Annotated in this window: 28 protein-coding genes and 1 other annotated feature; of the genes, 26 read left to right on the top strand and 2 right to left on the bottom strand. The window is 41.3% G+C overall.

The window, feature by feature from the left end:
• Positions 1–4: 4 nt before the first annotated feature.
• The 21 genes from pilM (at position 5) to pheA (ending at position 17,963) form a co-directional block, all read left to right on the top strand.
• Entirely contained in the window at positions 5–991 is a 987-nt protein-coding gene (pilM, locus tag BDR01S_RS05720; RefSeq protein ID WP_066257926.1) for a type IV pilus biogenesis protein PilM, read from the top strand.
• Entirely contained in the window at positions 991–1,863 is an 873-nt protein-coding gene (locus BDR01S_RS05715) for a PilN domain-containing protein (protein WP_066257924.1), read from the top strand. The genes pilM and BDR01S_RS05715 overlap by 1 nt, the downstream gene beginning before the upstream one ends.
• The gene (locus BDR01S_RS05710) at positions 1,860–2,642 is read left to right on the top strand and encodes a hypothetical protein (RefSeq protein ID WP_066257922.1); all 783 of its coding nucleotides are present in this window, start codon (positions 1,860–1,862) and stop codon (positions 2,640–2,642) included. The genes BDR01S_RS05715 and BDR01S_RS05710 overlap by 4 nt, the downstream gene beginning before the upstream one ends.
• 102 nt (positions 2,643–2,744) lie before the next feature.
• Positions 2,745–3,863: an SPOR domain-containing protein gene (locus tag BDR01S_RS05705; RefSeq protein WP_169801415.1), complete on the top strand. Its 1,119-nt coding sequence runs from the start codon at positions 2,745–2,747 to the stop codon at positions 3,861–3,863.
• Positions 3,864–4,070: 207 nt separating this feature from the next.
• Complete coding sequence (locus tag BDR01S_RS05700; RefSeq protein WP_066257913.1) at positions 4,071–4,643, top strand: Maf family protein; 573 nt, start codon at positions 4,071–4,073, stop codon at positions 4,641–4,643.
• 43 nt (positions 4,644–4,686) lie between these two features.
• The gene (gene radC, locus BDR01S_RS05695; RefSeq protein ID WP_066257909.1) at positions 4,687–5,376 is read left to right on the top strand and encodes a RadC family protein; all 690 of its coding nucleotides are present in this window, start codon (positions 4,687–4,689) and stop codon (positions 5,374–5,376) included.
• A 166-nt stretch (positions 5,377–5,542) separates the two neighbouring features.
• Positions 5,543–6,565, top strand: coding sequence for a rod shape-determining protein (locus tag BDR01S_RS05690; RefSeq protein ID WP_066257908.1), 1,023 nt, complete (start codon positions 5,543–5,545; stop codon positions 6,563–6,565).
• A 107-nt stretch (positions 6,566–6,672) separates the two neighbouring features.
• Positions 6,673–7,554: a rod shape-determining protein MreC gene (gene mreC, locus BDR01S_RS05685; RefSeq protein ID WP_066257906.1), complete on the top strand. Its 882-nt coding sequence runs from the start codon at positions 6,673–6,675 to the stop codon at positions 7,552–7,554.
• Positions 7,551–8,069, top strand: a complete 519-nt coding sequence (mreD, locus tag BDR01S_RS05680) for a rod shape-determining protein MreD (protein ID WP_066257904.1) — start codon at positions 7,551–7,553, stop codon at positions 8,067–8,069. Before mreC ends, mreD begins: the two co-directional genes overlap by 4 nt.
• Before the next feature lie 334 nt (positions 8,070–8,403).
• Entirely contained in the window at positions 8,404–9,084 is a 681-nt protein-coding gene (minC, locus tag BDR01S_RS05675; RefSeq protein WP_066257903.1) for a septum site-determining protein MinC, read from the top strand.
• 1 nt (position 9,085) lies between these two features.
• Positions 9,086–9,889, top strand: coding sequence for a septum site-determining protein MinD (minD, locus tag BDR01S_RS05670; protein ID WP_066257901.1), 804 nt, complete (start codon positions 9,086–9,088; stop codon positions 9,887–9,889).
• A gap of 289 nt (positions 9,890–10,178) precedes the next feature.
• Positions 10,179–10,967 (top strand): M23 family metallopeptidase, encoded by a 789-nt coding sequence (locus BDR01S_RS05665; RefSeq protein ID WP_174523433.1) that lies wholly within the window; start codon positions 10,179–10,181, stop codon positions 10,965–10,967.
• On the top strand, positions 10,960–11,826 hold the full coding sequence (locus BDR01S_RS05660) for a M50 family metallopeptidase (RefSeq protein ID WP_066257897.1): 867 nt from the start codon (positions 10,960–10,962) through the stop codon (positions 11,824–11,826). Before BDR01S_RS05665 ends, BDR01S_RS05660 begins: the two co-directional genes overlap by 8 nt.
• Before the next feature lie 40 nt (positions 11,827–11,866).
• The gene (locus BDR01S_RS05655; RefSeq protein WP_066257895.1) at positions 11,867–13,327 is read left to right on the top strand and encodes an Rne/Rng family ribonuclease; all 1,461 of its coding nucleotides are present in this window, start codon (positions 11,867–11,869) and stop codon (positions 13,325–13,327) included.
• 70 nt (positions 13,328–13,397) lie between these two features.
• Positions 13,398–13,479: a sequence feature (ribosomal protein L21 leader region), on the top strand.
• Positions 13,480–13,492: 13 nt separating this feature from the next.
• Positions 13,493–13,801 (top strand): 50S ribosomal protein L21, encoded by a 309-nt coding sequence (rplU, locus tag BDR01S_RS05650; RefSeq protein WP_066257893.1) that lies wholly within the window; start codon positions 13,493–13,495, stop codon positions 13,799–13,801.
• Between the two features lie 15 nt (positions 13,802–13,816).
• Positions 13,817–14,158, top strand: a complete 342-nt coding sequence (locus BDR01S_RS05645) for a ribosomal-processing cysteine protease Prp (protein ID WP_066257891.1) — start codon at positions 13,817–13,819, stop codon at positions 14,156–14,158.
• Positions 14,159–14,452 carry a 50S ribosomal protein L27 gene (gene rpmA, locus BDR01S_RS05640; RefSeq protein WP_066257887.1) on the top strand — a complete coding sequence of 98 codons (294 nt, stop codon included), beginning with the start codon at positions 14,159–14,161 and terminating at the stop codon, positions 14,450–14,452.
• A 211-nt stretch (positions 14,453–14,663) separates the two neighbouring features.
• Positions 14,664–15,206, top strand: coding sequence for a sporulation initiation phosphotransferase B (locus BDR01S_RS05635; RefSeq protein WP_066363055.1), 543 nt, complete (start codon positions 14,664–14,666; stop codon positions 15,204–15,206).
• Positions 15,207–15,266: 60 nt separating this feature from the next.
• Positions 15,267–16,559 (top strand): GTPase ObgE, encoded by a 1,293-nt coding sequence (obgE, locus tag BDR01S_RS05630; protein ID WP_066257883.1) that lies wholly within the window; start codon positions 15,267–15,269, stop codon positions 16,557–16,559.
• A gap of 40 nt (positions 16,560–16,599) precedes the next feature.
• Positions 16,600–17,049 (top strand): transcriptional regulator ThrR, encoded by a 450-nt coding sequence (gene thrR, locus BDR01S_RS05625; protein ID WP_169801413.1) that lies wholly within the window; start codon positions 16,600–16,602, stop codon positions 17,047–17,049.
• Between the two features lie 56 nt (positions 17,050–17,105).
• Entirely contained in the window at positions 17,106–17,963 is an 858-nt protein-coding gene (gene pheA, locus BDR01S_RS05620; protein ID WP_066257880.1) for a prephenate dehydratase, read from the top strand.
• A 74-nt stretch (positions 17,964–18,037) separates the two neighbouring features.
• Here pheA and BDR01S_RS05615 read toward each other — a convergent pair whose 3' ends face one another.
• Both BDR01S_RS05615 and BDR01S_RS05610 read right to left on the bottom strand, forming a co-directional pair.
• Positions 18,038–18,574, bottom strand: coding sequence for a transcription repressor NadR (locus BDR01S_RS05615; protein WP_066257878.1), 537 nt, complete (start codon positions 18,572–18,574; stop codon positions 18,038–18,040).
• A 54-nt stretch (positions 18,575–18,628) separates the two neighbouring features.
• Positions 18,629–19,777: an IscS subfamily cysteine desulfurase gene (locus tag BDR01S_RS05610; RefSeq protein ID WP_066257876.1), complete on the bottom strand. Its 1,149-nt coding sequence runs from the start codon at positions 19,775–19,777 to the stop codon at positions 18,629–18,631.
• A gap of 102 nt (positions 19,778–19,879) precedes the next feature.
• Here BDR01S_RS05610 and nadB point away from each other — a divergent pair, with 102 nt between their 5' ends.
• The 5 genes from nadB to BDR01S_RS05585 all read left to right on the top strand — a co-directional run bounded on the left by nadB (position 19,880) and on the right by BDR01S_RS05585 (position 26,687).
• Positions 19,880–21,466, top strand: coding sequence for an L-aspartate oxidase (nadB, locus tag BDR01S_RS05605; protein ID WP_066257875.1), 1,587 nt, complete (start codon positions 19,880–19,882; stop codon positions 21,464–21,466).
• The gene (gene nadC, locus BDR01S_RS05600; RefSeq protein ID WP_066257873.1) at positions 21,435–22,283 is read left to right on the top strand and encodes a carboxylating nicotinate-nucleotide diphosphorylase; all 849 of its coding nucleotides are present in this window, start codon (positions 21,435–21,437) and stop codon (positions 22,281–22,283) included. Before nadB ends, nadC begins: the two co-directional genes overlap by 32 nt.
• Before the next feature lies 1 nt (position 22,284).
• Positions 22,285–23,382 carry a quinolinate synthase NadA gene (nadA, locus tag BDR01S_RS05595; RefSeq protein ID WP_066257870.1) on the top strand — a complete coding sequence of 366 codons (1,098 nt, stop codon included), beginning with the start codon at positions 22,285–22,287 and terminating at the stop codon, positions 23,380–23,382.
• Positions 23,383–23,545: 163 nt separating this feature from the next.
• Positions 23,546–25,711 (top strand): SafA/ExsA family spore coat assembly protein, encoded by a 2,166-nt coding sequence (safA, locus tag BDR01S_RS26800; protein ID WP_066257868.1) that lies wholly within the window; start codon positions 23,546–23,548, stop codon positions 25,709–25,711.
• Entirely contained in the window at positions 25,698–26,687 is a 990-nt protein-coding gene (locus tag BDR01S_RS05585; RefSeq protein ID WP_066257866.1) for a phosphotransferase, read from the top strand. Before safA ends, BDR01S_RS05585 begins: the two co-directional genes overlap by 14 nt.
• Positions 26,688–26,726: the final 39 nt, after the last annotated feature.

Genomic DNA, 26,726 nt, shown 5'->3' with positions numbered 1-26,726 from the left:
TTATATGGCTTTTTCCCTTTTCACACCTAAAAACCGAATAATTAATCTGGTTTTGAATGATCATTCGATTCGTTTGCTTGAATTAAAGCAGACGAATCCACCTTCTGCCCAAAGATGGAACGAACGGTTTCTCCCCCCTGGTATTATTAGCGATGGGAAAATTACGGATATCGATTCCTTGGCAAACATTTTGGAAGAGTGTATCGGAGAATGGAAAATTCAAAGACGGCAAGTTCGCTTTCTAGTGCCAGACCCGCTCGTAATTATCCGGAAAGTTTCGATTCCTGCTGAAATACAGGATGATGAAATTCAGGGATATCTCTATTTAGAGCTTGGTTCTAGTATCCACTTACCATTTGAAGAACCGGTCTTTGATTTTTATTCACTAGAAAGTGATGGCAAAACAAGGGATTTACTTTTATTTGTAGCACCGGAGCATCAGGTAATGGAGTATGCAAACTTACTATCAAAACTTAAGCTTAACCCGATTGCGGCAGATATTTCCCCGCTTGCTTTGTACCGTTTGTATCATCAACTTGACCAAACAAGTGCAAATGAAGTTCTATTCTCTGTACAATTTGACTTAACGAGTGTGAATCTATGTATATTTGAACAAAATGTTCCGCTTGTGATGCGTCAATTTGCTATCCCATTTAATGTCGACCTATGGGATGTAAAGACGGACATGGCTGGGCAATTGATATTTAAGTATACAGGCGAAACAGAAGAGTTAGTGATTCAATTTGAGGATATCTTTAGAGAGATTAATAAGTTAAGCGACTTTTACCGCTATACACTTAACAATGAAAAAAGTGATATCACCAAGTTCTTATTGAACGGTGACCATCCGATGCTGACAGCAATCTACGATGAAATGAAAGAGAGATTTGACGTGCCTATCGATATGATTTCTCTTGAACCAGATAAAAAAGTTATTCTGCCTCCTAGTTTATTACTACCTTTAGGTCTCGCGTTAAAAGGGGTGCAATAATGTTAGTAGAAATTAACCTGCTTCCCCAAAAGGAACCGAAAAAAATCGGCTTTATCATCACTTTATCTTGTTTGGTTGCTTTATTGTTACTTGTAGGTGCCTTTTACCTTTGGCAGACCAATGCTGTTAAAAGTACCATCGCCTCATTGGATAGACAAATTTCAATGACAAAAAAGATTGCTGAAAAAGAAAATAAAAGTACAGAAACAGCGGTAGCTACTAGCTCTGTTAATCAATTAAAGAGTGCCATCGAGTGGGCAAATGAATATCCGATTCAGACCATTCCTGTCATGCGCCATTTGACATCATTGTTACCTGAACGTGGTTTTATCCAGAACTTTGCATATACAGAATCTGGGACGATTTCGTTAACAGTGCAATTTGATAGTGCTAGAGAAGCTGCGTACTTTTTAGATAATCTTAATGAATCAAAATGGATTGAAGAAGCAAGTTTGAGTTCATTAACCGCTGCAGCAACTGCAGAGTCGACGTCTGTTAACTCAACATCTGCAACAACTAGTCAATCAAACAAAACGAATTCATCAAATAATTCAACAACGCAAACAACGAATCAAACGATTCAAACGAATCAAAATGATGCGTCAAACCAGAATTCGACTGCCACTACTAATGGTCAAACGAATTCCACGATAGGAACAACAGGTGAGCAAACAACTACGTCTGCCGCAACATCAAATACGAATACTGTCTCAAACTCAACCACAGCTTCAAACAATACTACGAGTAAGAAAGTGAATGATAATATCCTACCACGCTATACAGGGTCATTTGAAATAAAGCTAAATAAAGAAACCGTTAAAAAGAACATTAAGAAGAGCAAGAAAAATGAGGAAGGAGTGACTAGTTCATGAAGCTCCGTTTCTCAAAAAAAGACAGCGTAATTATAGGGATCGTTGCTCTTATAGTCGTATTTCTCATTGTTTATGCTCAATTCTTTAAGCTATCTCCTTTAAAATCAGATTTAGGTATTAAGCAGCAGTCACTTGAGTCTGAACAAAAACTATTGGAAATCGTAAGTCAAAAAAAGGCTGAAGATACAAAAAAAACTTCTGAAGATACGAAGGAATTACAGAAGATATTACCTGTAAAGCCGCTTCAGGAACAGCTTATTTTAGACTTAGAAAAGGCAGAAAATCTGTCAAATAGTAAGATTAGCTCGATGAGTTTTTCAAAAGACGCGGATGTTAGTACGACTATTGACCAAGCAAATGCCCAAAACGCTACAGGTCAACAAACTACTACCAATCAAACTGACACGAATCAAGCCACAGCCAATCAGGACACGGCAGCACAACAAGCGGCCGCGAACCAAACTGCTGGCATGAAGAAGATGACAGTCTCACTGAGTGTTGAATCACCCAGCTATGAGAAATTGGAGAAGTTTGTTGAAACACTTGAATCTTTGAAGCGGATTATCGTGGTTGAATCGATTAGTTATTCAGGCGGTGAAGAGATTACAAGTTTAGATCAAGAAGAACCGCCATTAACCTATAGTTTGACATTCTCTGCGTTTTACATGCCAAGTTTAGATGATCTTGCTGCGGAGATTCCGAAAATCGATGCCCCTAAACCAGCGGGTAAAGATAATCCATTAAGCCAGTTCTCAGCAACAACCGAGACGCAGCCATAATTAACACCATGACAAACTAGTAAATAATTTGGCGAAAGTCTACGATAACAAGACGACAAAAGTCTTGTTATTTTTTTTTGCCTTTATGATAGGATGAAACCAATGACTCATCGGAAGAGAGAGGAGTACGGTTTAGTGGACAAGCCTAATAAAGGCAATACAATCAAGATTAAATTAAATAGAGAAAACCCAACCCATCAGGAAGTTCCTCCAAAAAAAGATACGGAAGAAAGCAGCGACCCCATTCCTAAAGTAATAAAAATAAATACAAATCTACCAGAACCGGATATCTTCCTGGAAACGGCAGCGGCACAAGAATCTGTCGATGAAAGTTTTGACTGGATTATTCCTGAATCCTCCGAAAATGACATCGAGGATTTTAAAATTATTCCAAGTCAAACTAGCAAAAAAAAGACCCTACCAAAAATAACGACCTTCACAGCGAATACCAAGAATACCAAGAAGAAAAGCGGCCGGCCTATAGGAAAGATCTTAATTTCTGCTGCCTTCGCCATTCTGATCGGAACCACAATCGGGGTGGTCATGCTAAAGTTAGTCATCGCACCACCATCTAACAAGACGGTGGTAACCGAACCAGCAGTCGTTACTGACGAGCCTGCTAACACGGAACCTAAAACGACTGAAGGTAAGAATAAATCAGCTGCGATCGCTCAAGTAACTTCTTATGTCATTCAAGGCGGGGTTTTTTCATCGGAAGCGGGTGCCAAGGAAACCTCTTCTAATCTAGCCTCGAAAGGCGTGCCATCTCAAACTGTAGAAATTGATGGAAAGTACTTTTTATTCCTTGGTGTGGCCGATTCAATTGAAGCGGCTAAATCACTTGGAGCCCAATATAAAGAAAATGGAATTGAGGATGTCTTTGCCAAGCCGATGTTATTAGATGAAAAGAAATTTAATAGCGTCACAGATAAAGAAAAGACTCTAATTAAAGCAGTACCGACCATTTATCAGACACTATCGCTGACAACTTCAAATGCCCTCTTGACCAAGGATCTTCCAGAGGAAGCAAGTAAAGCTCTATCCGACATTGAAGACCAATTAAAAAGTAATGTGAAAAATGAAAAGTTAAAGGATTTAAAAGCAGAATTAGTTAGTGCAGAAGGAAAAGTTAAAGCCTTTCAAGACTCAAAGGACACAAACAATCTTAGTGACGCTCAACAGCATTTGCTAAACTTCCTGTCGCTCTATTTTTCTAAGTAATCAATATCCGACAGCCCTCGCTATTTTCCGGGAAATAAGGCCTATCGAATCTGGATGGGCCTTTTTCATGTAACATAGGTCATAGGATTCTGCATATTTTTACAAATTCCATCAAAATTTAATAATATAAAAATTGTTTGCTGTTTCAATTTCTGATAGGATTGAATTGTATCTCCCTAATACGTACCAAAAAGGTAAGGTGATTAAATGCAGAACCTCATTTTAGCCTCTTCTTCTCCACGGCGAAAAGAACTTCTAGAAAATCTCCGTTTAACATTCGCGATTTCCAGTAGTGAAGTTGATGAAAGTTTTGATCCGGCTCTCTCTCCTAAAGAAGTAGTGATGGAGTTAGCCGATCGTAAGGCGCAGGTAGTTTTTAAAGAAAACCCAACCGCCTATGTGATTGGCTCGGACACAATTGTTGTTGCGGATAATCAAATCTTAGGTAAGCCCGCAGATGAAGCAGAAGCCTTTACGATGTTAAAAAGTTTGTCAGGTCGGCAGCATGAAGTCTACACAGGAGTTTCGATTGTGTCTCCAACAGGAACTACAATGTTTTATGAAAAAACAGAAGTATGGTTTTGGGAGTTAACGGACGACTCAATACGGGCATATGTAGAAAGTGGTGAACCGCTTGATAAAGCAGGTGCATATGGAATTCAGCAGCTCGGAAGTATGCTTGTCAAAAAAATAAATGGAGACTATTTTGCGGTTGTGGGTCTGCCGGTTTCAAGAACGATTCGAGAATTGAAAAAGGCAGGCTACCAGTTGCCGTATTAAACTTTTTTGTTCATTAACTCCTTTTAAAAAGGGAGGGAAAAAAGTGTCCACCAATACATTAATGATCCGTGATTTCCCGCAAGATGAACGGCCCAGGGAACGTTTTATTGAACATGGCCCACAAAGCTTATCGAATCATGAATTGATTGCCATCTTGCTCAGGACCGGAACAAAAGACGAATCGGTCCTGCAGCTATCGAATCGACTGCTCACCCATTTTGAGGGGTTAAGGCTCTTAAAAGGGGCGAGCTTGGAAGAAATGACCGAGATCAAAGGCATTGGTTCGGCCAAGGCGATTCAAATCCTTGCGGCCGTAGAAATTGGCCGAAGAATATCGAACCTCGACTATAAGGACCGGTATGTCATCCGCTCGCCGGAAGACGGTGCCAAGTATCTGATGAATGATATGCGCTTTCTATCACAAGAGCATTTTGTTTGTATGTATTTAAATACAAAGAATCAAGTCATCCATAAACAAACCATCTTTATTGGCAGCTTAAATGCCTCAATCGTTCACCCTAGAGAGGTGTACCGCGAGGCATTAAAGCGGTCAGCGGCCTCGATTATTGCAGCGCATAATCATCCTAGTGGCGACCCGGCGCCAAGCCGTGAGGACATTGAGGTGACGAAAAGGCTGGTTGAATGCGGAAAGATCATTGGCATCGACCTCCTCGATCATTTGATCATTGGGGAGAATAAGTTTGTGAGTCTGAAGGAAAAAGGTTATCTATAAACTATGATTTTATTTAACGTTGCGTTATAATATTGGTTATGGTTTTTTAGGACTATTTAAATTAGTAAAGAGATAAATAATTGAGTAAAAAGACATGATATTAAAGTGATTACCTACCTATTGGAGTTATTGCAATACGTATCAGAAGAAAGGGAGATACAAAATTATGTTTGGAATTAGAGCCAGAGATCTTGGGATTGACTTGGGAACTGCGAATACCCTTGTTTATGTAAAAGGAAAAGGAATTGTCTTACGCGAGCCATCGGTTGTGGCGATGCAGACAGATACGAAAACTATTGTTGCGGTTGGTAACGACGCGAAAAATATGATTGGACGAACACCAGGGAATATCGTTGCCCTTAGGCCGATGAAGGATGGAGTCATTGCTGATTTTGAAACAACAGCAGCAATGATGAAGCACCATATTCGTCAAGCACAGAAGGGAAAAAACGTATTTACAGGCAATCCCTATGTGATGGTCTGTGTTCCATCGGGAATAACAGCGGTTGAGGAAAGAGCGGTTATCGATGCGACTAGACAGGCAGGCGCAAAGGATGCCTATACAATTGAGGAGCCATTTGCGGCAGCGATTGGCGCTAATTTGCCTGTTTGGGAGCCAACCGGCAGTATGGTCGTTGATATTGGCGGAGGAACTACTGAAGTTGCCATCATTTCATTAGGCGGAATTGTTACTAGCATTTCGATTCGTGTCGCTGGTGATGAAATGGACGATTCGATTATTACTTATATCAGAAAAAATTATAATTTGATGATTGGTGAACGGACATCAGAAGCGATTAAAATGGAAATCGGCTCCGCAGGGGAACCTGATGGTGTTGAAAATATGGAAATTCGCGGTCGGGATTTATTAACAGGTCTGCCAAAGACGATTGAAATAACTGCTAAAGAAATTGCCGGCGCATTACGCGATACGGTTTATGCGATTGTTGAAGCAGTCAAGAACACGTTGGAAAAAACACCTCCAGAGCTTGCCGCCGATATTATGGACCGTGGAATTGTCCTAACTGGTGGGGGCGCGCTGCTTCGCAATTTGGACAAAGCCATCAGTGAAGAAACAAAGATGCCGGTCCTAATTGCCGAGAATCCACTCGATTGCGTAGCAATTGGAACAGGAAAAGCATTGGATCATATTCATTTATTTAGGAACAAAACACGAGATTCTCGATAAAGCGGAAACGTCCGTTTAGCGAAGTCCACTAGACGGTGGAGCTGGACATATATCTATGTTTAAAAACTACTTATACTTTTTATCTAGAAAAATAGAGGTGTATAATCATGCCACAGTTCTTTCTGAATAAACGTCTGATTATTTTGCTTGTCAGCATCATTGTTCTCGTGGCATTGATTGGGTTTTCTTTAAGGGAGAGAAGTAAACTATCCTGGCCGGAGCAATTTGTTAAAGATACGACCGGCTGGGTTCAATCCCTGGTTTCAAAGCCTACCCATTTTGTTGCAGGCTTTTTTGAAAATCTCCAGGATTTGCAAGATACATACGGTGAGAATAAGGAATTAAAATCGCGGATCGAAAATCTTGTCAATCTCGAAGCACAAGTCCAAGAGTTGACTAAAGACAATCAAGAACTGCGTGACATTCTCGGTGAAAAAACAACCCTGAGAGACTTCAAACCATTACCGGCTACTGTAATTGGCAGAAACCCTGATCGTTGGCATGAAATGATTATTATCGACAAAGGCAAACTAAACGGCATTAAAAAAGATATGGCGGTTGTTACCGCAACCGGGTTAATTGGAAAAGTAAAAAATGTAACCCAATTTAGTTCAACCGTACAGCTGCTGAGTGCCATGGATCCAAAAAATCGAATCTCAGCGGTCGTCCAAGGGAAAAAAGATGTCTATGGATTTGTCCAAGGTTTTGATGACAAACAAAAATTACTGTTAATTAAGGCAATTCCTTCTGGTTCTAAAGTAGAAAAAGGTCAAACCGTTGTTACTTCCGGTTTAGGTGGTGTTTTTCCAAAAGGGTTGATGATTGGAAAAGTCGTTGATGTTAGACCTGACCAGTACGGTTTAAATCAAACGGCCTTGGTAAAACCAGGGGCGGACTTTTATGATATTGAAAATGTGATTGTCATTAATAGATTAATGACTCAGCCTGTTAAATCTGAAATATCTGATGGGAAGGTGAGGGAGTTTTGAGAAAATTCATTCTTCCTCTTTTGTTTCTTTTCCTTTTTATTTTAGAAAGTCTGTTTGTTGAGTTTTTACCGGCGAAGATTTTTGGTTTTGAACGAATTTTTGTACCCCATTTTCTATTCATATCCCTGTTGTTTCTTACAATTTTTGTCGGAAAAAAGCATGGGATTATTTATGCGGCCATCTTCGGCCTTTTATTTGACATTGTTTATGTCGAAATTATCGGTATTTACTTTTTCCTTTATCCATTTATCTCGTACCTCATTTATAAATTACTGCAGGTTTTCCAAGCAAACCTTATCACTGCTTTTCTTGCTAGCCTGCTCGGTATCTCGTTATTAGAGATTGGCGTGTATGAAATGAACTTTTTAATCCATGTAACAGACCTTGATTTTATGGGTTTTATTAACCTGCGCTTTTACCCAACCCTATTACTAAATGCAGCTATTACTCTGATTGCCGCCTATCCATTAAAGTGGTTATTTGAAAAACATTCGGAAGCAATGAGGACAGAATGATTTTTTTATAAGGCTCTTTTCGTAAACTTTGTTGCTTTTGGAGCTTAATAAAGGTCATTTACTAAGTTTCTAGGCAATTTTCGCAAATGTTCATACGAAAAGATGCCACGAAGCATCAAGTTATACGGGTTGATGAACTTATACGAAAAACAACAATCTATGCGAAAATAGCCTTTTATAAAAAGAGGAGAATGGACGCATCGTGTCGAATTTTTATTAAAGTATGATATGTACTTTGATTCGAAATAAGCATGCGGGTTTGCAAATCCCTATGAAACGAATGAATTATGCAAGTTTCGAAATTGCTTTCTTATTATGAGGTGAAAATTTCTCCATGAAAAAACGGCAAAATGTTACAATAAAAGGAACGAAGGAAGGTCTCGTCCTTCATCTTGACGATAGCTGTTCCTACGAAGAACTTAAAAGGGAACTAGACCATAAGCTTTCTGCAAATGCCAGGACACAGGATGAGCGTCAATTAACCTCAGTCAAGGTGGAAATTGGCAACCGCTATCTAACGGAATCGCAGCAGGGAGAGCTAAAAGACTTAATTCGTCAAAAGAAGAATTTTGAAGTTGATGATATTGAATCAAACGTAATCACAAAGGAAGAAGCAGGAAGGTTACTGGCCGAAACGGAGGTCGTGACGGTTTCGAGAATTATCCGTTCAGGACAAGTCCTCGAAGTACCAGGCGACCTGCTATTAATTGGCGATGTCAATCCAGGTGGAACGGTGATTGCAGGCGGAAACATTTTTATAATGGGGACATTAAAAGGTTTAGCCCACGCCGGCTGCTATGGCAATGACCAAGCCGTCATTGCTGCGTCAAGTATGAAACCATCCCAGCTTCGAATTAGTGATTGTTTAAATAGAGCACCAGACAGCATCCAAAGCAATGAGAATCGAGAAATGGAATGTGCATACATCGATGATGACCGTCAAATCATTGTTGATAGATTACAAGTTTTAATCCAATTAAGACCTAATTTAACGAGATTAGAAGGGGGACATTAAAGTGGGAGAGGCAATAGTAATTACATCCGGTAAGGGTGGAGTAGGAAAAACAACAACTTCTGCTAATATCGGCACATCATTAGCCCTTCAAGGAAAAAAGGTATGTCTAGTAGATACCGATATCGGTCTTCGTAACTTGGATGTTGTTATGGGACTTGAAAACCGAATCATTTATGATTTGGTTGATGTTGTCGAAAAAAGATGCAAAATTCATCAAGCGCTTGTGAAGGACAAACGATTTGATGGGTTATTATATTTACTTCCGGCTGCGCAAACCGTTGATAAATCAGCTGTGAAGCCAGAGCAAATGAAAGAACTGATCTTAGAATTAAAGCAAGATTATGATTATATCATTATTGATTGCCCAGCCGGAATTGAACAAGGATTTCAAAACGCTATCGCTGGAGCAGATAAGGCGATTGTCGTTACCACGCCAGAAGCATCTGCTGTACGGGATGCCGACCGAATTATTGGCCTGCTTGAAAAGCAACCCGATATGGAATCGCCGAAATTAGTGATCAACCGGATTCGAAATCATATGGTGAAGAATGGGGATATGCTTGAGATTGATGAAGTCACCCAGCATTTATCGATCGAGCTGATTGGCATCGTTGCGGACGATGACGAAGTGATTAAAGCTTCGAACCACGGTGAACCAATTGCCCTCAATCCAAATAACAAAGCATCGATTGCTTATCGAAATATAGCCAGACGGATTCTTGGTGAATCCATCCCGTTGCAATCCCTTGAAAATGCAGACAAGGGTATGTTTACAAAACTTAAAAAGTTTTTCGGTGTACGATAAAGCGAAAAGCGGAAGTACCCGTTTAGCGGCGTATGGACTGGAGCGCTTCGACTGAGATAAAGGAAACACGGAGAGCGATAGCGATTCGATGTTGACTTATCGTAGGGAGAAGAGCGAAGTCCACTAGCCGTTGGGTGCTGGAGCTAGACACTAATCTAAGTACAAAGAAATTTATTTTTAATACTAGCGGCCTGCCCACAATCCTGTGGACAGGCTGTTTTTTTTCAGACATACTCTTTCATTCTCCCACATAGACTTGTACAAATTAGTGGGAAAAGGGTTGATGGGGATGACTCGGTCTACACCGGAAGAAATTCGGCGACGAATCGCTAAGCGAAAAAATGATAAAGGAACAACCTCGGTAAAAAGTCCCGACCGCCAAATTACTTGGCCAAGTGACGATGAAAAATATGGATTTGATCAATTTACTTCTTCAGAAAGCAGTAATGGCGATGACGGGCATCCATTATTTAAGAAGGAAGTATTTTTTTTCAAAATATTGTCCTCGGTCCTCCTGTTTCTAGTGATAGCTATCCTATTTCGAAACCATTCGGCTACTTTTGAGCCTGCTAGAGATGTGGTCGCCCAAACGCTGGAAAAGGATTTTAAGTTTGCGACTGTTTCCAACTGGTACGAAAGTAAATTTGGAAAGCCACTAGCACTCCTGCCATTTTCTGAAAAAGATCAAACCAGGAAAAAAGAGGTGGCTGAAAAGGAATTTTCCGTCCCAGCGATGGGGAAAATTCTTGAAAACTTTGAAAAAAACGGTCAGGGTATCATGATTGAAACAGGAAAAGGGGCAGCTGTTCAAACGATTAATGATGGCATCGTTACCTTCGCAGGTGTGAAGGAGGATTTAGGAAAAACAGTGATTATTCAGCATTCGGATTCGACCGAGACATGGTATGGCAACTTAGACGAAATCAAGGTTAACTTATATGAGTATATCGAAAAAAGACAAGAGGTTGGCACGGTTTCAGTGTCTGCAGGAGAAGATAAAACCAAAGGCAAATATTACTTTGCGATAAAAAAGGGCGATGATTTCATCGACCCAATCCAGGTGATTCGCTTTGAATAGAGTTCTATATTTATTCCGGCTGATAACTATCCATCCGTTGTTGTGGATTGTGATTGGACTTTCCATTGTTACCGCTCATTTCCTTGAGGTTTGCTTGTTGCTTGGGATTATCTTTATTCATGAAATGGGGCATGCTGCTGCGGCTTCTTTTTTTTCATGGAGAATCAAGAAAATTACTCTGCTGCCGTTTGGCGGGGTTGCCGAAATGGATGAGCATGGCAATCGACCGTTAAGAGAAGAGACGATTGTCGTTCTTGCCGGGCCGCTCCAGCATGTATGGATGGTGGCCCTGGCCTACGGGTTGGTTAGCGCCAATTTAATGCCTGAAGACCTTTTTCAACTATTCTTAAGCTATAATCTAATGATTCTTGTGTTTAATTTTTTTCCGGTTTGGCCGCTAGATGGCGGGAAACTGGTATTCTTACTGCTCTCATTAAAAAGTTCCTTCCCGGACGCTCATCGTCTAACGCTCATCCTTTCGTGGGTCAGCCTATCCATCTTTTCGCTGATCATTGCAATCGCAGCCCCGACCCATATCAATGTCTGGGTCATCATCGGATTCCTCTATTTCTCGCTTTACCACGAATGGAAGCAACGGCGCTTTATTTTTATGAGATTTTTATTGGAGCGTTATTATGGGAAAAAATCCAATCTGCGGACCTTGAAACCGATAGAAGCCAATGAAGAGGAGCTGCTAATTCACGTCTTAGAAAAATTCCAACGCGGCTGCAAACATCCCATCATCGTCGAAGCAGACGGCAAAGAAAAAGGGATGCTAGACGAAAACGAACTACTACACGCCTACTTCACCGAAAAACGACTAACCGACAAAATCAGCGACCTTCTATTTTCATACTAACTAAGAGTATAATAAAAAGAAAAAAAGTGAGGTCGCTTGATTGGAAACATTAATTATCAATTACAACTCACGCGAAAAGCGATTTGCTTATCTGAAAAACAATCGTGTGGAAAATATCATTTTTGACCGGCCAGAACATCGATCTCTGGTCGGTAATATTTATTATGGGACAGTAACGAAAGTACTGCCAGGGATGAATGCCGTATTCATTGATATTGGTGAAGAGAAAAATGCCTATTTACACCGTGATATGCTGCCCTCGTATCTCTTATCTGCCGAAAAACAAAAGTCTGTCACATCCTTTGCCCACCAGGGTGAAAAAATGCTGGTTCAGGTCAATAAGGATGCAACGGGGACCAAAGGTGCCCGGGTGACGGGGATTATTGAAATACAAGGGCCCAATCTCATCTATATGCCAAAAGGTCGCTACGTGGCAGTTTCCAAAAGAATCACCGATGAAGGACAAAAAGCAGCGTTTCGCCGGATGGGCAGTCGTTTGAAAACAGTGGAAGAGGGGATTATTTTCCGTACCTCAGCCATTTCAAATACAGAAGAAGATATCCTGTCTGAACTAACAGACCTGCGCCAAAACCATGAAGAACTTTTGCAGAAAGCCGCTGCTTTAAAAAAACCAGGGCTAATTTTTCAAAAAGACTCCTTTATCGAAATGATTATGGACCAAGTGGGGAGAATGTCGAATGGAGAAGTGATTGTCGACGATTTAGCCCTAAAAAAGCAGCTTGAAGAGATAAATAATCAGGTGAACTATACTTACTATAATGGAAAAGAGAATATTTTTTCTGTACATAAAATGGAACATGAAATCGATAAAGCCCTCAAGCGCATCGTCTGGCTTGAGCATGGCGCCTACCTTATTTTTGACGAAACGGAAGCATTGACGATCATTGATGTGAACACTGGGAAATTTTCCGGGAAGACGGACTATCAGGAAACGGTCTTAAAAACAAACCAGTTGGCAGCAAAAGAAGTTGTGAGGCAGCTGCGTCTCCGCGATATTGGTGGTATCGTCCTCATTGATTTCATTGATATGACCCGCGAAAAGGACAAACAATCGATTCTCACTCTGATGGAAACGGAATTAACCAAGGATCAAAAACGAACAAAAATGATTGGCTTTACACCGCTTGGCATCCTGCAACTAACGAGGAAGAAGACCAAGGTTACCCTTTCCGAGGCACTTGAGATCAAATGCCCTGTTTGTGATGGGACGGGCAGAATCCTTAGCCCGGAAACGGTTGGCTTCAGGCTTGAGCGTGAGCTCTTAGAGCACCGCTATTCTGAATTTGAGGCAGTCTTGGTGGAAACCACAGACAAGGTAAAAGAGGCGTTGTTAGGACCAAATGAAGTCCACCGGGAGGCATTAGAGGAGCTCATCCATATCAAACTGTATTTTTCAGTTCAGCCATCCCCCCGCCATTATTATATTTTGAAGCAGTTTGGCAATGTGAATGAGATTTCCCAAAAAGCGTTGGATTCCTAATCATGTTTCTAAATTTCTATTGACACTTTTGCCTATTTTATGTTAGGATTTTAATGTTATGTTTGTAGCACCCGTGCTACAACCGCACAGAACAGGTAATAAGATTTGTGTGAAAGCATAAGCGCCTGTATATGGCGAGTCTGAGTTTATAAGGAGGTGCAGTTCATGTACGCAATTATTGAAACTGGTGGTAAACAAGTGAAAGTTGAAGAAGGCCAAGCTATCTACATTGAAAAACTTAATGCAGAAGCTGGTGAAACAGTTACTTTTGACAAAGTTCTTTTCGTTGGCGGTGAAAACGTAAAAGTAGGAAGCCCTGTTGTTGCAGGCGCTACGGTTACAGCTAAAATTGAAAAGCAAGGTCGTCAAAAGAAAATTACTGTTTTCAAATACAAAGCGAAGAAAAACTACCACAAGAAGCAAGGTCATCGTCAACCTTACACTAAAGTAATCATCGAAAAAATCAACGCGTAAGGTGTTGGATCATAGATGATTCAAATTACGATTAATCGTACTGAGTCCGGAACTATTCATTCGTTTACAATGAGCGGACATGCCAAGTTTGCTAAGCATGGCGAGGATATCGTTTGTGCAGGGGCTTCGGCAGTATCTGTAGGGACAATCAATGCAGTGCATGCCCTAACAGGTGTGACTCCAGAGTTTGAAAACAAGCCTGGTTTTCTCCGCTGTGTGATTCCAGAAAATCTTCCGGAAAGCACAGAAGAGAAAGTACAGCTTCTTCTCGAAGGAATGGCTGTTTCATTACGGGCGATTGAAGAAGAATACGGGAAGCACATAAAGATTACCTTCAAAAAGCAGGAGGTGGAATAAATGTTATTAAAATTAGATCTTCAGTTGTTTGCATCTAAAAAGGGTGTAGGTTCTACAAGAAACGGTCGTGACTCACACGCTAAGCGTCTTGGCGCTAAACGTGCAGACGGACAATTTGTATCTGGTGGTTCAATCCTTTACCGTCAACGCGGTACAAAGATTTACCCAGGTGAAAACGTTGGCCGTGGAGGCGACGATACACTTTTTGCAAAAGTTGACGGCGTTGTGAAATTTGAACGTTTCGGTCGTGATCGCAAAAAAGTGAGCGTTTATCCAGTAGCTCAAGAAGCTTAAGGATTACTAAAGAAAACTCTAACCTGTTTGGTTAGAGTTTTCTTTTTGATAACGAATTTTTCCTTCCCTATTTTCTTCAGGAAAATGACTTCGTAGATGCTTCTTTTTGCCTCTAATGATCTTTCATCACATAAAAATGCTTACTCATGGTAATTTTTTTGATATACTATCAGCAAAATAGTGTTGAGACACTTAATGTGGGAGTGTACGTATGGAGAAAGAGTGGGATAGTGTTGAGGTGCTCCGGCATTCTCGACATGATTGGTTAAATAAGCTTCAATTAATTAAGGGGAACTTGGATTTAAATCGAATCGACCGAGCAAAAGCGGTGATTGACGAAATTATTATCGAAACACAGCACGAATCCAAGCTATCAAATTTAAAAATGCCTTTATTTGCTTCGTTGCTGTTAAAGTCTAATTGGGAAAATCACTCCTTTAAGCTTGAATATGAGGTGTTTGAGGATTCGGAATCCTTTCAAATGAATGAGGAACTGATCACCAATTGGACTTATCATTTTTTTAAATGTTTGAACGAGGCAATTGAAGCTTTCCAAGAAAATCATTTATCAATATCAATTGACCCGCAATCAGAGGGAGTTCGTTTCTTTTTTGACTTTAGCGGGATAATAATAAAAAGTGAATTAATTGAAACATTCCTTTCTGACCCTAACAACCAACTGGATGTAGTGGTCAAGGAATTATCAAAAAGTGAACTCGGAGTAGAAGTTTTTATCCCTATTCAAAAAAAATAGGCGAAAGCTGAGCTACTTTCGTGACAAAAGTTCATTCGAATTGCAGACTGGAGGAATAAGATGTTTGTTGATCAAACGAAGATTTATGTAAAAGCTGGAGATGGCGGAAATGGTATGGTCGCGTTTCGTAAGGAAAAATATATACCAAAAGGCGGCCCGGCAGGTGGAGATGGCGGTAAAGGTGCCAATGTGGTTTTTGAAGTAAATGAAGGCTTGCGCACTTTAATGGATTTCCGTTATCAGCGTCATTTTAAAGCACCACGCGGCGAGCATGGCATGTCCAAAAACCAGCACGGTGCTGGTTCAAAGGATATGATTGTTAAGGTACCACCTGGAACAGTCGTCATTGATGAAAACACGAAGGAAGTTCTTGCGGATTTAGTTGAGAATGGGCAGCAGGCCATTATTGCTAGAGGCGGTCGTGGCGGACGAGGAAATTCTCGCTTCGCAACCCCGGCAAATCCAGCACCGGAGCTTTCTGAAAATGGTGAACCTGGACAAGAACGTGAAGTCATTCTTGAATTGAAGCTGCTTGCTGATGTCGGTCTCGTTGGATTTCCAAGTGTTGGAAAATCAACACTCTTATCCGTTGTTTCAGCGGCAAGACCAAAAATCGCGGAGTACCATTTTACAACGATTGTTCCTAATCTTGGCATGGTAGAAACAGAAGATGGCAGAAGCTTTGTCATGGCAGACCTTCCAGGGCTGATAGAAGGGGCAAGTGAAGGCGTTGGCCTCGGCCATCAATTCTTACGTCATATTGAACGGACAAGGGTTATTGTCCATGTCATTGATATGGCTGCGATGGAAGGCAGGGACCCATATCAGGACTACCTGACGATAAACCGGGAATTAAAAGAGTATAACCTACGCTTAACAGAGCGCCCACAAGTGATTGTAGCTAATAAGATGGATATGCCTGAAGCAGAGGAAAACTTAAAGAAGTTTAAGGAGCAGCTTGAAGAAGATTATCCAATCTACCCGATTTCGGCGGTTACAAGAAAAGGGCTCCGTGAGCTATTGTATGCTGTAGCTGATAAAATTGAGGAAACACCTGAATTTCCACTTGAACACGAAGAAGAGGAAACAACAGGTGTCCATCGTGTCCTTTATAAGCACGAAGCAGAGCCTGAAGCCTTTAGAATTACGAGAGAATCGGATGGTAGCTTTGTCGTCTCTGGTGAAAAAACAGATAAACTCTTTAAGATGACAGACTTCTCAAGAGAAGAATCCGTTCGCCGTTTTGCGCGCCAGCTTCGTGGTCTTGGTGTTGATGAGTCCTTGAGAGAAAGAGGAGCAAAAGACGGGGACATTGTGAAGCTAATGGAGTTTGAATTTGAGTTTATTGAGTAACAAGAAAAGACCCTGAAGAGATCAAGGTAGAGTGATAAAAATGGAAAACACGGATAAGAAATTTTATTTAGTGCGTGAAGATGTGTTGCCCGAAGCGATGAAAAAAACGCTGGATGTCAAGGAAATGCTTGAGCGAGGTAAGGTAGATTCCATTGCAGATGCCGTTCAACAAGCAGATTTAAGCAGAAGTGCCTTTTATAAATACAGAGATACTGTTTTTCCTTTCTCAACTATTAAAAAGGAAAAGATTATCTCCCTTTTCTTTCATTTGGAAGATCGCTCAGGCACGCTGTCAAAATTGCTCAGTGTTGTTGCAAATTCAGGCTGCAATATTGTAACTCTTCATCAAACGATACCGTTGCAAGGCAGGGCAAATGTGACACTCTCATTAAACACTTCGAACATTACGATGGAAATAGATGAGTTACTTAAAGAACTGAGAAAGCTCGAATTTGTAGAGAAGATAGAAGTGCTGGGAACAGGTGCGTAGTTAAACTACGGCCGGCTCTCAGCTTTCTTTTTAAAACAATAAGGAGTGGGGAAACAGTGAAGGTTGGATACTTAGGACCAAAAGGTACATTTACAGAGTTAGCGGTGAAGAAAGTTTTTCAAGGATTTGAACTTAAGCCCTATCAGACGATTCCTGCAAGTATGGATGCCATCGTTGAGAAGGAAGTCGACCTTGCAGTTGTTCCTATTGAAAATGCGCTAGAAGGCTCTGTTAATATTACACTAGATTATTTAACACAAGTTATCCAGATTCCGATTATTGGTGAAATTACTTTACCAATTAAACAGCATTTGATGGTGCATCCTGATAATAAGGAAAATTGGCGGGAAGTAAGTAAGGTGTACAGCCACTCCCATGCGATTGCTCAGTGTCATAAATTTTTACATAATCAATTAAAGGGTGTGCCGGTTGATAGTGTGTCTTCAACGGCGGCCGCTGCACAGATGGTCATGGAACAGCCTGAATTAATGGCTGCCGCAATTGCCAATGAATTGGCCGCCAAAGAATATGGTTTGTCGATTGTGCAAAGAAACATCCATGATTTTGACTATAATCACACGCGGTTTGTGGTGCTAACTGAAGAGAATTTTGATTTCCAAACCTTGAGCGGTTCATCCCATTACAAAACGACACTCATGGTTACACTGCCTGAGGATGATCAAGCGGGAGCACTTCATCAGGTGCTATCTGCGTTTGCCTGGAGAAAATTAAATCTTTCAAAAATTGAATCAAGACCAATGAAAACTGGGATTGGCAATTATTTCTTCATTATAGATATCGAAATGAAGTTGGATGACGTTTTAATACCTGGAGCAATCGCTGAGCTAGAGGCATTGGGCTGTGGTGTTAAATTACTTGGAAGCTATCCTGCGAAGAAAGTGGAATTGGATTAACAAAAGGACCCGATACTTGCACGGGTCCTTTTTTGATGTCTAGTTCCACCGCCAATTATGGCACGGAGCATTTTTTAGGATTCAATCATAAAACCCTCAGCTTTAAGGGCAGCTTCGGCTTTATCTAAGACTTGGGTGCTAGAGGCTGAAATGGTATGAAGGTGGATTCCCTCTGTTAACTCAGATAATAGGGAAGCTCCGGTCTTTTGCATGTTTTCTATGAATTGTTTAACCTCTTGGCGATTGGAAACCATAATCGATGCAGTCAAATCGCCGTAGATTCTATGTTCAATCTTTACGTCTTTCACTAGTACACCATGGTCCACTAACAAATAAAGCTCTTTTTCTGTGTCTTCCGGCAAATGTTTACATGCAATCGTTCGTTCAAAGGAAGTGCCGGAGTTTTGCTTTAAATAAATATACCCTTGGCTGGTTGCAATAATCGGTTCATTTTTTGCCTTAAGAAGCGTGATATCGCCGACAATCACCTGTCTGCTTACATTGGTTCGGTTGGCAAGTTCACTTCCTGTCAGCGGGACAGGGCTATCTTTTAACTGTTGTAAAATTAATGACCTCCTTTCCTCTCCCAATATTTTTTTTTGCTCTGCCATAAAACTCCTCCTATATCTAATGCTGTTTACCTATTTTAGCATAGTTTAAATTTTTTATATAACGGAAACGGCCTTGAATTCATTCACGATTTTAACCATGCTTTCCCCAAGTTCGATCACATCCTCCATCCTAGTTGAATGGCCAAAGGAAATCCGGATAAACGCTTTTGCTTCTTCAGTCGTTAATCCTAGTGCCTGCGTGACTTTTGCCGGGGCCTGCATGCCAAGCTGACAAGCACTTCCCGTTGAAAGGGCAAACCCGAGCCTATTTGCTTCAAGCATCATCCATTGACCTTCGATTCCAGAAATTCCAAGCCCGATAATACTAGCTAGCTGCGAACTCTCGTCACCTTGATAAATCTTTACTTTCTCTTTAATTGGAGCAAGCGTACCAATAAAGGTATTCCGCAATAATCGATCCTTACTATTTTCCGTTTGAATTCTTCCGGTTATTTTCTGGGCAGCCACCGTCATAGCAGCAATCGCTGGGACATTTACTGTGCCTGGACGGAATCCTTTTTCATGAGAGCTTCCTGGAAAAAACGGCTGCCAGTTAATTTGCGGATTGACATAGACGCCCCCAATTCCTTTGGGTCCGTAGATTTTATGACCGGAAAAGGAAAAACTACTGACCAAGGAAGCAAGCGGTTTTAGATCTATTTTTCCAAAAGACTGCACAAAATCGCTGTGCAGGTGAATATTGTGGTCCTTACAAATTTTTGCGATTTCACCGATTGGCTGAATCGTCCCAATCTCAGAATTAACATGCTGCAGTATCATTAATATCGTTTCTGATTTCATCGACTTTTCGAGCTGTTCAAGATTGATCAAACCATTTGAATCGAGAGGAAGCAGTGTGATTTCATATCCAGCTTCCTTTAGCCTGTTAAGGGTACCATGGATGGAGGAGTGTTCCCCCATTCCAGCGATAATATGGTTCCCTGCCTTTTTAGGCGAGGACAAAAGTGCTTCAATCGCTAAGAAATTCCCTTCAGACCCCCCGCTTGTAAAAAAAAGACCAGTCTTATCGACTCCAACTAGATTCGCTAACTCCTCCCGACAGTTTTCAAGTAAGGCAGCAGATTGGCCGCCAATATCATGGAGGCTGCTAGCATTGCCAAAGTATTCAGTTGCAACTTTCAAATATACCTCCGCTGCTTCAGGGTCTAATGGAGTAGTCGCTGCATAATCAAAATATTTCATCCCACATCTCCAATACTACTTTTCTATAAAAATACTTGTTTTTAGTTTAAATCTATGTAAATATATATGTCAAGACACCTGTTATGTCAGGAGGGTCATTAAATGACAAATGATGATGTTTTAATTATTGGCAGCGGAATCGCCGCCTTACAGCTAGCTGTACAATTAACTGATGATGTGAATGTGAGGATTCTCACAAAAGAAAAATTAAGAACGGCCAATTCGTATCTTGCCCAAGGTGGGATTGCGGCCGCGCTGGGTGCAAATGACCATCCTTCTAAACATATTGCCGATACGCTTGAAGCAGGCAGATTTCACAACAATCCAGATACAGTTCAGCAGATTATCCAAGCTGCACCTAATCTTATTCAGAGGATTGCTCAACAAGGTGATATCTTCGATAAAGATCAAGCGGGAGAATTGTACCTTGGCATGGAAGGGGCACACAGCGAAAAGAGGATTGTTCATGGCGGAGGGGATGCCACAGGCAAAAACGTCATGGAGTTTCTAATTAGCCAGCTCAAGCTAAAGAAAAATATCACAGTCGAAGAGAATGTCTTTGCTTATGAATTACTCCTAAATTCCGACCAGAAGCGTTGTATAGGTGTTAAAGCCAAAACATCAACAGGTGCTATTCAAAGGTTCTACGGCAAACATGTCATTATCGCTTCCGGCGGGTGCGGACAGTTATATACTTACACTTCAAATGCCCCAACGGTTAGTGGCGATGGGATTGCGATGGCTTATTTAGCCGGTGCTGATGTCGTTGATATGGAGTTTATCCAATTTCATCCGACGCTGTTATATATAAACGGTGAAACGAAAGGGTTAATTTCGGAAGCTGTAAGGGGAGAAGGGGCAACCCTGGTTACGGAAGACGGGACTCAAATTATGGAGGGTGTACACCCTTTAAAAGATCTTGGCCCAAGGCATGTGGTTTCGCAAAGAATCTATGATTTTCTGAAAAAAGGTAAACAGGTTTATTTAGATATAAGCAATATCAAAGAATTTAGGAAACGATTTCCTTCGATTACTTCTATTTGTGAGGACAACGGAATCCATATCTCAGATGGGAAAATTCCTATTGCACCCGGCAGTCATTTTTTAATGGGAGGAATTAAAACTGATCTAATTGGACGTTCGTCACTTGATGGACTTTATGCAATTGGAGAAGCCGCCTGCACGGGCTTGCACGGTGCGAATCGTTTAGCTAGTAATTCCTTATTGGAAGGATTATTTCAAGGGGAAAAATTGTCGCAATGGATCAATGAGGCAAGTAAAGAACCACTGGTTTTAGCTCAAGATTATTTTTATTATCCGCCCCATAAGGAAGAGAAATTTACTTTACCAACGATTGAAAAAATTAAGGCGTTAATGATGGAACGGGTTGGAATCGTTCGCAATAAGGTAAATTTGAAAAAGCAGCAAGCTTGGTTAGAGCAATATCAGGTCGAAAAGATCCTTTTAGACACGTGTTCCACTCAAGATATGACAAAGGTTTTTATGCTAATCACTGCTAGCCTAATCACAGAATCTGCTTTAATTCGAACAGAGAGTCGGGGTGGCCACTTCAGAAGTGATTATCCAAAAGAAGATCAACACGGTTGGCTAAGGAAGTCGATCATTCATAACTATAAACAGGGAATGGAGAAGTCCGATGAACAAATTGAAACTGCGCTCGCAACTTGAGAAATTTTTTATTGAAGATATTGGGGAACAGGATATAACCACTGATTTAATCTTTGCAGACGATACAAACGGGGAAATTGTTTTTCTTGCAAAAGATGAAGGTATTTTTTGTGGCGCGGAAATTATCAAAAATGGGTTTCAGCTCTTAAATAACGACCTGACCATTCAAGTGTTAGTGAAGGATGGCGAAGCAATTAAATACGGAGATACGCTTGCCCATGTCTCTGGGAAAATTGCCGACTTATTAAAAGGGGAACGAGTTATCCTGAACCTTGTTCAACGGATGAGCGGGATTGCCACGCTTACTCGAAATACAGTTGCCACCCTTGATAGTGGACATACGAAAATTTGTGATACTCGGAAAACAACGCCCGGACTCCGAATGTTTGAAAAATATGCTGTTCGCTGCGGGGGCGGTTACAACCACCGGTTTGGTTTATATGATGGCGTCATGATTAAAGATAACCACATTTCCTTTGCTGGCTCGATTACCAAGGCCGTAGACGCCATTCGCAAAAATGCCGGCCATATGGTGAAGGTAGAAGTCGAAGCAGAGACGGAAGCACAGGTGATTGAAGCCGTTGATGCAGGGGCGGATATTATCATGTTTGATAACCGTACCCCTGATGAAATAAAAGAATTGATTCAATTAGTCCCAGCTAACATCATTACGGAGGCTTCAGGAGGAATCCAATTAGCCAATATTGCTGATTTTCGCGATACAGGTGTAGATTACATCTCACTAGGGTACTTAACTCATTCATATAAAGCCCTCGATATCAGTGTAAAAGTACTTTGGGAAAAGGGAGATGCGTAAAATGAATATCTTGGCCTCTTTACAAGAAAATAAGATGATTCCTGAAAAATATAAACAAATGACGAGAGAAGAACTCGAAAACCGTGTGATTGAGGTAAAGAAACAGTTGGGTTCACGCCTGTTTATTCCAGGTCATCATTATCAAAAAGACGAAGTGGTTCAGTTTGCAGATGCCACAGGTGATTCCTTACAGCTGGCACAATTATCAGCTGAAAATAAAGAAGCAGAATTTATTGTCTTCTGTGGTGTTCATTTTATGGCGGAAACAGCAGATATTTTAACAAGTGACCAGCAAAAGGTCATCTTACCTGATATGCGTGCCGGTTGTTCTATGGCTGATATGGCAGATATTCAGCAAACAGAAAGAGCATGGGAAACGCTCCAAGAGATATTCGGAGACACGATTCTTCCTTTAACCTATGTCAATTCAACCGCAGCAATAAAATCATTTGTGGGTGCTAATGGCGGGGCAACGGTCACTTCATCAAATGCAGAAAAGATGGTTAAGTGGGCATTTGAAATGAAGGAACGAATTTTATTTTTACCAGATCAGCATTTGGGCAGAAATACGGCCGTTAACTTAGGTGTAGGCTTAGACGAAATGGCGATTTGGAATCCAATTAACCATGAGCTGGAATACGAAGGTGATTTTTCAAAAATAAAAGTCATTCTTTGGAAAGGGCATTGTTCCGTTCATGAAAATTTCACCGTTCAGAATGTTCACGATACAAGCAGTCAATATCCAGATATGAAAATTATTGTTCATCCAGAGTGCCGCCGTGAAGTGGTGGAATTAGCGGATATGGCAGGGTCAACGAGTTATATTATAAACGCAATTGAAAAGGCTGAGCCTGGCACGGCTTGGGCGATTGGAACAGAGATGAATCTGGTCAACCGCTTAATTCAAAATCATCCGGATAAAAAGATTATCTCATTAAATCCGCATATGTGTCCGTGTTTGACCATGAACAGGATTGACCTGCCGCATTTAGTTTGGAGCCTCGATACATTAGAGGAAACAAATAATATCATCAAAGTAAGTCCAGAAATAGCTAAAAATGCGAAATTAGCGTTGGAGCGGATGTTAATACATTCTTAAATAACTGTTAAAAAAGATGCAATTTTCCTGATTGCATCTTTTTATATTTCAGCGGAGATTCATATTCCTTTGAAAAAAAGCATAAGTTTTTGTGAAGAAGGATAGCACTTTGCCCATTTTCACATAGACTATATGGACTTATGCCATAGGAGGGGAAATCAGAGTGAAGATCCATATCGTACAGAAAGGGGATACTCTTTGGAAGATTGCCAAGAAGTACGGAGTGAATTTTGAAGAGCTGAAAAAGATGAATTCACAGCTCAGCAACCCTGATATGATTATGCCCGGTATGAAAATAAAGGTCCCAACTTCAGGTGGAACGATAAAGAAAGAAGCACCGATGGGAACTAAATCCGGTACTAAAATCAACTTAGGAGTTAAGAAAGAACATCCGCTTGCTGAGCAACCGTTGGTCAAAGAGAAACCCGTAAAAGAAGCACCGATTAAAGAAGTTCCGATTAAGGCCGCTCCAATAAAGGAAATGCCAATTAAAGAAGTACCCAAAGTACCTTATACTCCAAAAATGCCTCTACAAATAGTCCCAGAAATAGATATTAACAATTATTATACGATGAACATGCAAAATATGACTGTACAGCAGCCCCCTAAAGCCAATGTACTTCCAGAGATAAAAGAAGTCCCGAAAAAAGAAATGCCAATCAAAGAAATGCCAATCAAAGAAATGCCGATCAAAGAAATGCCGATCAAAGAAATGCCAATCAAAGAAATGCCGATCAAAGAGATGCCGATCAAAGAAATGCCAATTAAAGAAATGCCGATCAAAGAAATGCCAATCAAAGAAATGCCGATCAAAGAAGTTCCAATAAAAGCGAATTTTATTCCAGCACCGCCACCAGTAATGGAAGCACCTGTAGAAGTAGCACCGCAGCAAGATTATTGCGTTCCAGTTACGCCGATTATGCCTGGACCGGGATTCTGTCCGCCATTTGGAGGAGGTTTCCCAATGCAAATGAATCCGCAAATGCAAGGTGGGGGGATACCAATGGGCTTTCCGCAAATGCAGGACTGTGGTATGCCAATGCCTTACCAGCAAATGCAGGACGGTGGTATGCCAATGGCTTACCAGCAAATGCAGGACGGTGGTATGCCAATGGCTTACCAGCAAATGCAGGACGGTGGTATGCCAATGCCTTATCAGCAAATGCAAGATGGTGGCATGACGATGCCAATGGCTCAAGCTCCAGTAATGCCTAGTGGGTTTGCCGGATATCCTAGTGGTGCTCCATCAGTTGCAGGCACATCGTTTGCAGCGCCGCAGTTCCATGATGAATCGTCATCCTTTATGCCACAGCTTCCAGTTATGAACCCAGCCTATAATCCGGGTGCTGTAATGGGTGCGCAATCACCACAGCAGCCAATGGGCAACCCATACATGGACCCGGCAGCTTTTGGTCAAATGCCACAAGGTTACGGCCAGCAACCGCCGGCAGGCTATGGACAAATGCCTGTCGACTATGGCCAGCAAGCACCAGCGGGATATGGACAAATGCCTGTCGACTATGGTCAGCAAGCACCAGCGGGATATGGTCAAATGCCACAAGGTTTTGGTCAACGACCGCCAGCAGGCTACGGTCAAATGACAGCAGGCTTTGGCCAGCAACCGCCAGTAGAATACGGACAAATGCCACAAGATTATGGTCAGCAAGTACCAGCAGGGTACGGACAAATGCCACAGGGTTATGGCCAGCAGGTACCAGCAGGATACGGACAAATGCCACAGGGTTACGGTCAGCAGGTGCCAGCAGGATATGGACAAATGCCACAGGGTTACGGTCAGCAAGTACCAGCAGGATACGGACAAATGCCGACAGGTTACCCAATGGAAAGCCCTCCAGGATTTGAGTCGTCACAAGGTATTAACCTTGGTGCACTTCCAGTCATGCCTGGAAACCCGTTCGGAAATCCCGGGATGGCAAATCCGTATGGAATGGGAGCACCATATGTCCAAAGGCCATACGGATATCCGCAGATGAGTGGGCCAATGGGGGCACCTGTAGGCTATGGAGAAATGGCAGAACCTGGTCCATACATGCAGCCAACCAATCCTTCGCAGGGTTTACCAGTAGGAAGCGGAGCGATGGGTGATTGCGGCTGTGGAGCTGAACCGGTAGGAATGCCTGGACAAACAGCGATGCCGCAGCAAGCAGCCATGCCGCAAAATTTTGTACCGCCTACGCCGCCAATCTATAGCGCACCATATACAGGACCTGTTAACGCAGCACATCCTCCGTATATGAATCCTTATGGTATGGGTCCGGTTGGCACAAGTCCTTACGGTATGCCGGGTTACCAAGATGAGAGTCTTTAATACAATAAATAACAAAAAGGGAGACGATGATTATTTTGATCGTCTCCTCTCTTATTTTCAATCTCAGTTCACTGAAAGAATCATTCAAATGGTTCCAATTCGGTCAACCGTTATCTTTCTACGAACAGACAAAAATAATTACGTCGTAAAAGGGTATCATACCAACAGCAGACTAAGACTCCAGGAAGCCTTTACAGCCACTCTGAAAAAAGAAGGATTTAAAAAGACGTATCTTTTTTTACCATCCCCAGTGAGAGAACAGCTTTTTTTTGAGGGAACTTATTTCGGATGTATGGAGTACATCCCGCCAAATAGAAACGTATTTACTTTTCATACTCATAAAAATCGTCAAGAAGGAATTGACTTATTAGAACAATTCCACCAAACCACGGCAACGTTCGAATCACGTTATCGGACATTACTTCCAAAAGGACATCTGATTGAAAAATGGAAAGAACGATTAAATGTTTTTTCAAATAACCTGCCCTATATTGGGTATTTTATAAATGAATCATTCCTCTCAGAAATGTTGTCTTGGGCAAAATGGTCATTGGAGGGGATGGGGGAAAAACGTATTTTTTTTCAAAAAGAATCATCAGTTATATTACATGGAGACGTAGCCCATCATAACTTTTTAAGGGATACAGAGGGCCAGTTAAATCTCATTGATTTTGATTTAATTAGTATTGGGCCCGCATCATTTGATTATTTACAATATGCAAACCGGATTTTGCCATTCATCGACTGGTCATTTGAGAGACTGGAGAGTCTTAAACAGATTAGGAAATATTTACACGAAGAAGCCTTTTTATTTGCTTTGGCTTATCCTGCTGATATTTTCAGGGAATGGAATCGAACGATCCGCGAAAAATCATACACAGATCATACAAAATATAAACAGTTAATGGACTTATCAATTCGTCAGTTTAATGCTAGGAAAAAATTTATTGATCACCTAAAGGTGTTAGTGGACTGAGAAGCGTTGGAATTATCCGTCTGAATGAAATCCCCCCGA

The organism is Neobacillus drentensis NBRC 102427, from assembly GCF_001591445.1.
GTDB classification, from domain to species: domain Bacteria; phylum Bacillota; class Bacilli; order Bacillales; family Cytobacillaceae; genus Neobacillus; species Neobacillus drentensis.
Note: the sequence above shows the minus strand (reverse complement) of the source record. Positions and strands in the feature narration are given on the sequence as shown.

What these genes read in the sequence shown, in the direction of transcription:
- BDR01S_RS05690 (WP_066257908.1), top strand. Translation starts at nt 5,543, where the DNA reads ATGTTTGGAATTAGAGCCAGAGATCTTGGGATTGACTTGGGAACTGCG.
- BDR01S_RS05710 (WP_066257922.1), top strand. Translation starts at nt 1,860, where the DNA reads ATGAAGCTCCGTTTCTCAAAAAAAGACAGCGTAATTATAGGGATCGTT.
- minC (WP_066257903.1), top strand. Translation starts at nt 8,404, where the DNA reads ATGAAAAAACGGCAAAATGTTACAATAAAAGGAACGAAGGAAGGTCTC.
- BDR01S_RS05615 (WP_066257878.1), bottom strand. Translation starts at nt 18,574, where the DNA reads ATGGCAGAGCAAAAAAAAATATTGGGAGAGGAAAGGAGGTCATTAATT.
- BDR01S_RS05585 (WP_066257866.1), top strand. Translation starts at nt 25,698, where the DNA reads ATGAGAGTCTTTAATACAATAAATAACAAAAAGGGAGACGATGATTAT.
- BDR01S_RS05645 (WP_066257891.1), top strand. Translation starts at nt 13,817, where the DNA reads ATGATTCAAATTACGATTAATCGTACTGAGTCCGGAACTATTCATTCG.
- nadC (WP_066257873.1), top strand. Translation starts at nt 21,435, where the DNA reads ATGAACAAATTGAAACTGCGCTCGCAACTTGAGAAATTTTTTATTGAA.
- BDR01S_RS05665 (WP_174523433.1), top strand. Translation starts at nt 10,179, where the DNA reads ATGACTCGGTCTACACCGGAAGAAATTCGGCGACGAATCGCTAAGCGA.
- BDR01S_RS05610 (WP_066257876.1), bottom strand. Translation starts at nt 19,777, where the DNA reads ATGAAATATTTTGATTATGCAGCGACTACTCCATTAGACCCTGAAGCA.
- obgE (WP_066257883.1), top strand. Translation starts at nt 15,267, where the DNA reads ATGTTTGTTGATCAAACGAAGATTTATGTAAAAGCTGGAGATGGCGGA.
- thrR (WP_169801413.1), top strand. Translation starts at nt 16,600, where the DNA reads ATGGAAAACACGGATAAGAAATTTTATTTAGTGCGTGAAGATGTGTTG.
- BDR01S_RS05705 (WP_169801415.1), top strand. Translation starts at nt 2,745, where the DNA reads ATGACTCATCGGAAGAGAGAGGAGTACGGTTTAGTGGACAAGCCTAAT.
- rplU (WP_066257893.1), top strand. Translation starts at nt 13,493, where the DNA reads ATGTACGCAATTATTGAAACTGGTGGTAAACAAGTGAAAGTTGAAGAA.
- nadB (WP_066257875.1), top strand. Translation starts at nt 19,880, where the DNA reads ATGACAAATGATGATGTTTTAATTATTGGCAGCGGAATCGCCGCCTTA.
- mreC (WP_066257906.1), top strand. Translation starts at nt 6,673, where the DNA reads ATGCCACAGTTCTTTCTGAATAAACGTCTGATTATTTTGCTTGTCAGC.
- rpmA (WP_066257887.1), top strand. Translation starts at nt 14,159, where the DNA reads ATGTTATTAAAATTAGATCTTCAGTTGTTTGCATCTAAAAAGGGTGTA.
- BDR01S_RS05635 (WP_066363055.1), top strand. Translation starts at nt 14,664, where the DNA reads ATGGAGAAAGAGTGGGATAGTGTTGAGGTGCTCCGGCATTCTCGACAT.
- nadA (WP_066257870.1), top strand. Translation starts at nt 22,285, where the DNA reads ATGAATATCTTGGCCTCTTTACAAGAAAATAAGATGATTCCTGAAAAA.
- BDR01S_RS05715 (WP_066257924.1), top strand. Translation starts at nt 991, where the DNA reads ATGTTAGTAGAAATTAACCTGCTTCCCCAAAAGGAACCGAAAAAAATC.
- pilM (WP_066257926.1), top strand. Translation starts at nt 5, where the DNA reads ATGGCTTTTTCCCTTTTCACACCTAAAAACCGAATAATTAATCTGGTT.
- BDR01S_RS05700 (WP_066257913.1), top strand. Translation starts at nt 4,071, where the DNA reads ATGCAGAACCTCATTTTAGCCTCTTCTTCTCCACGGCGAAAAGAACTT.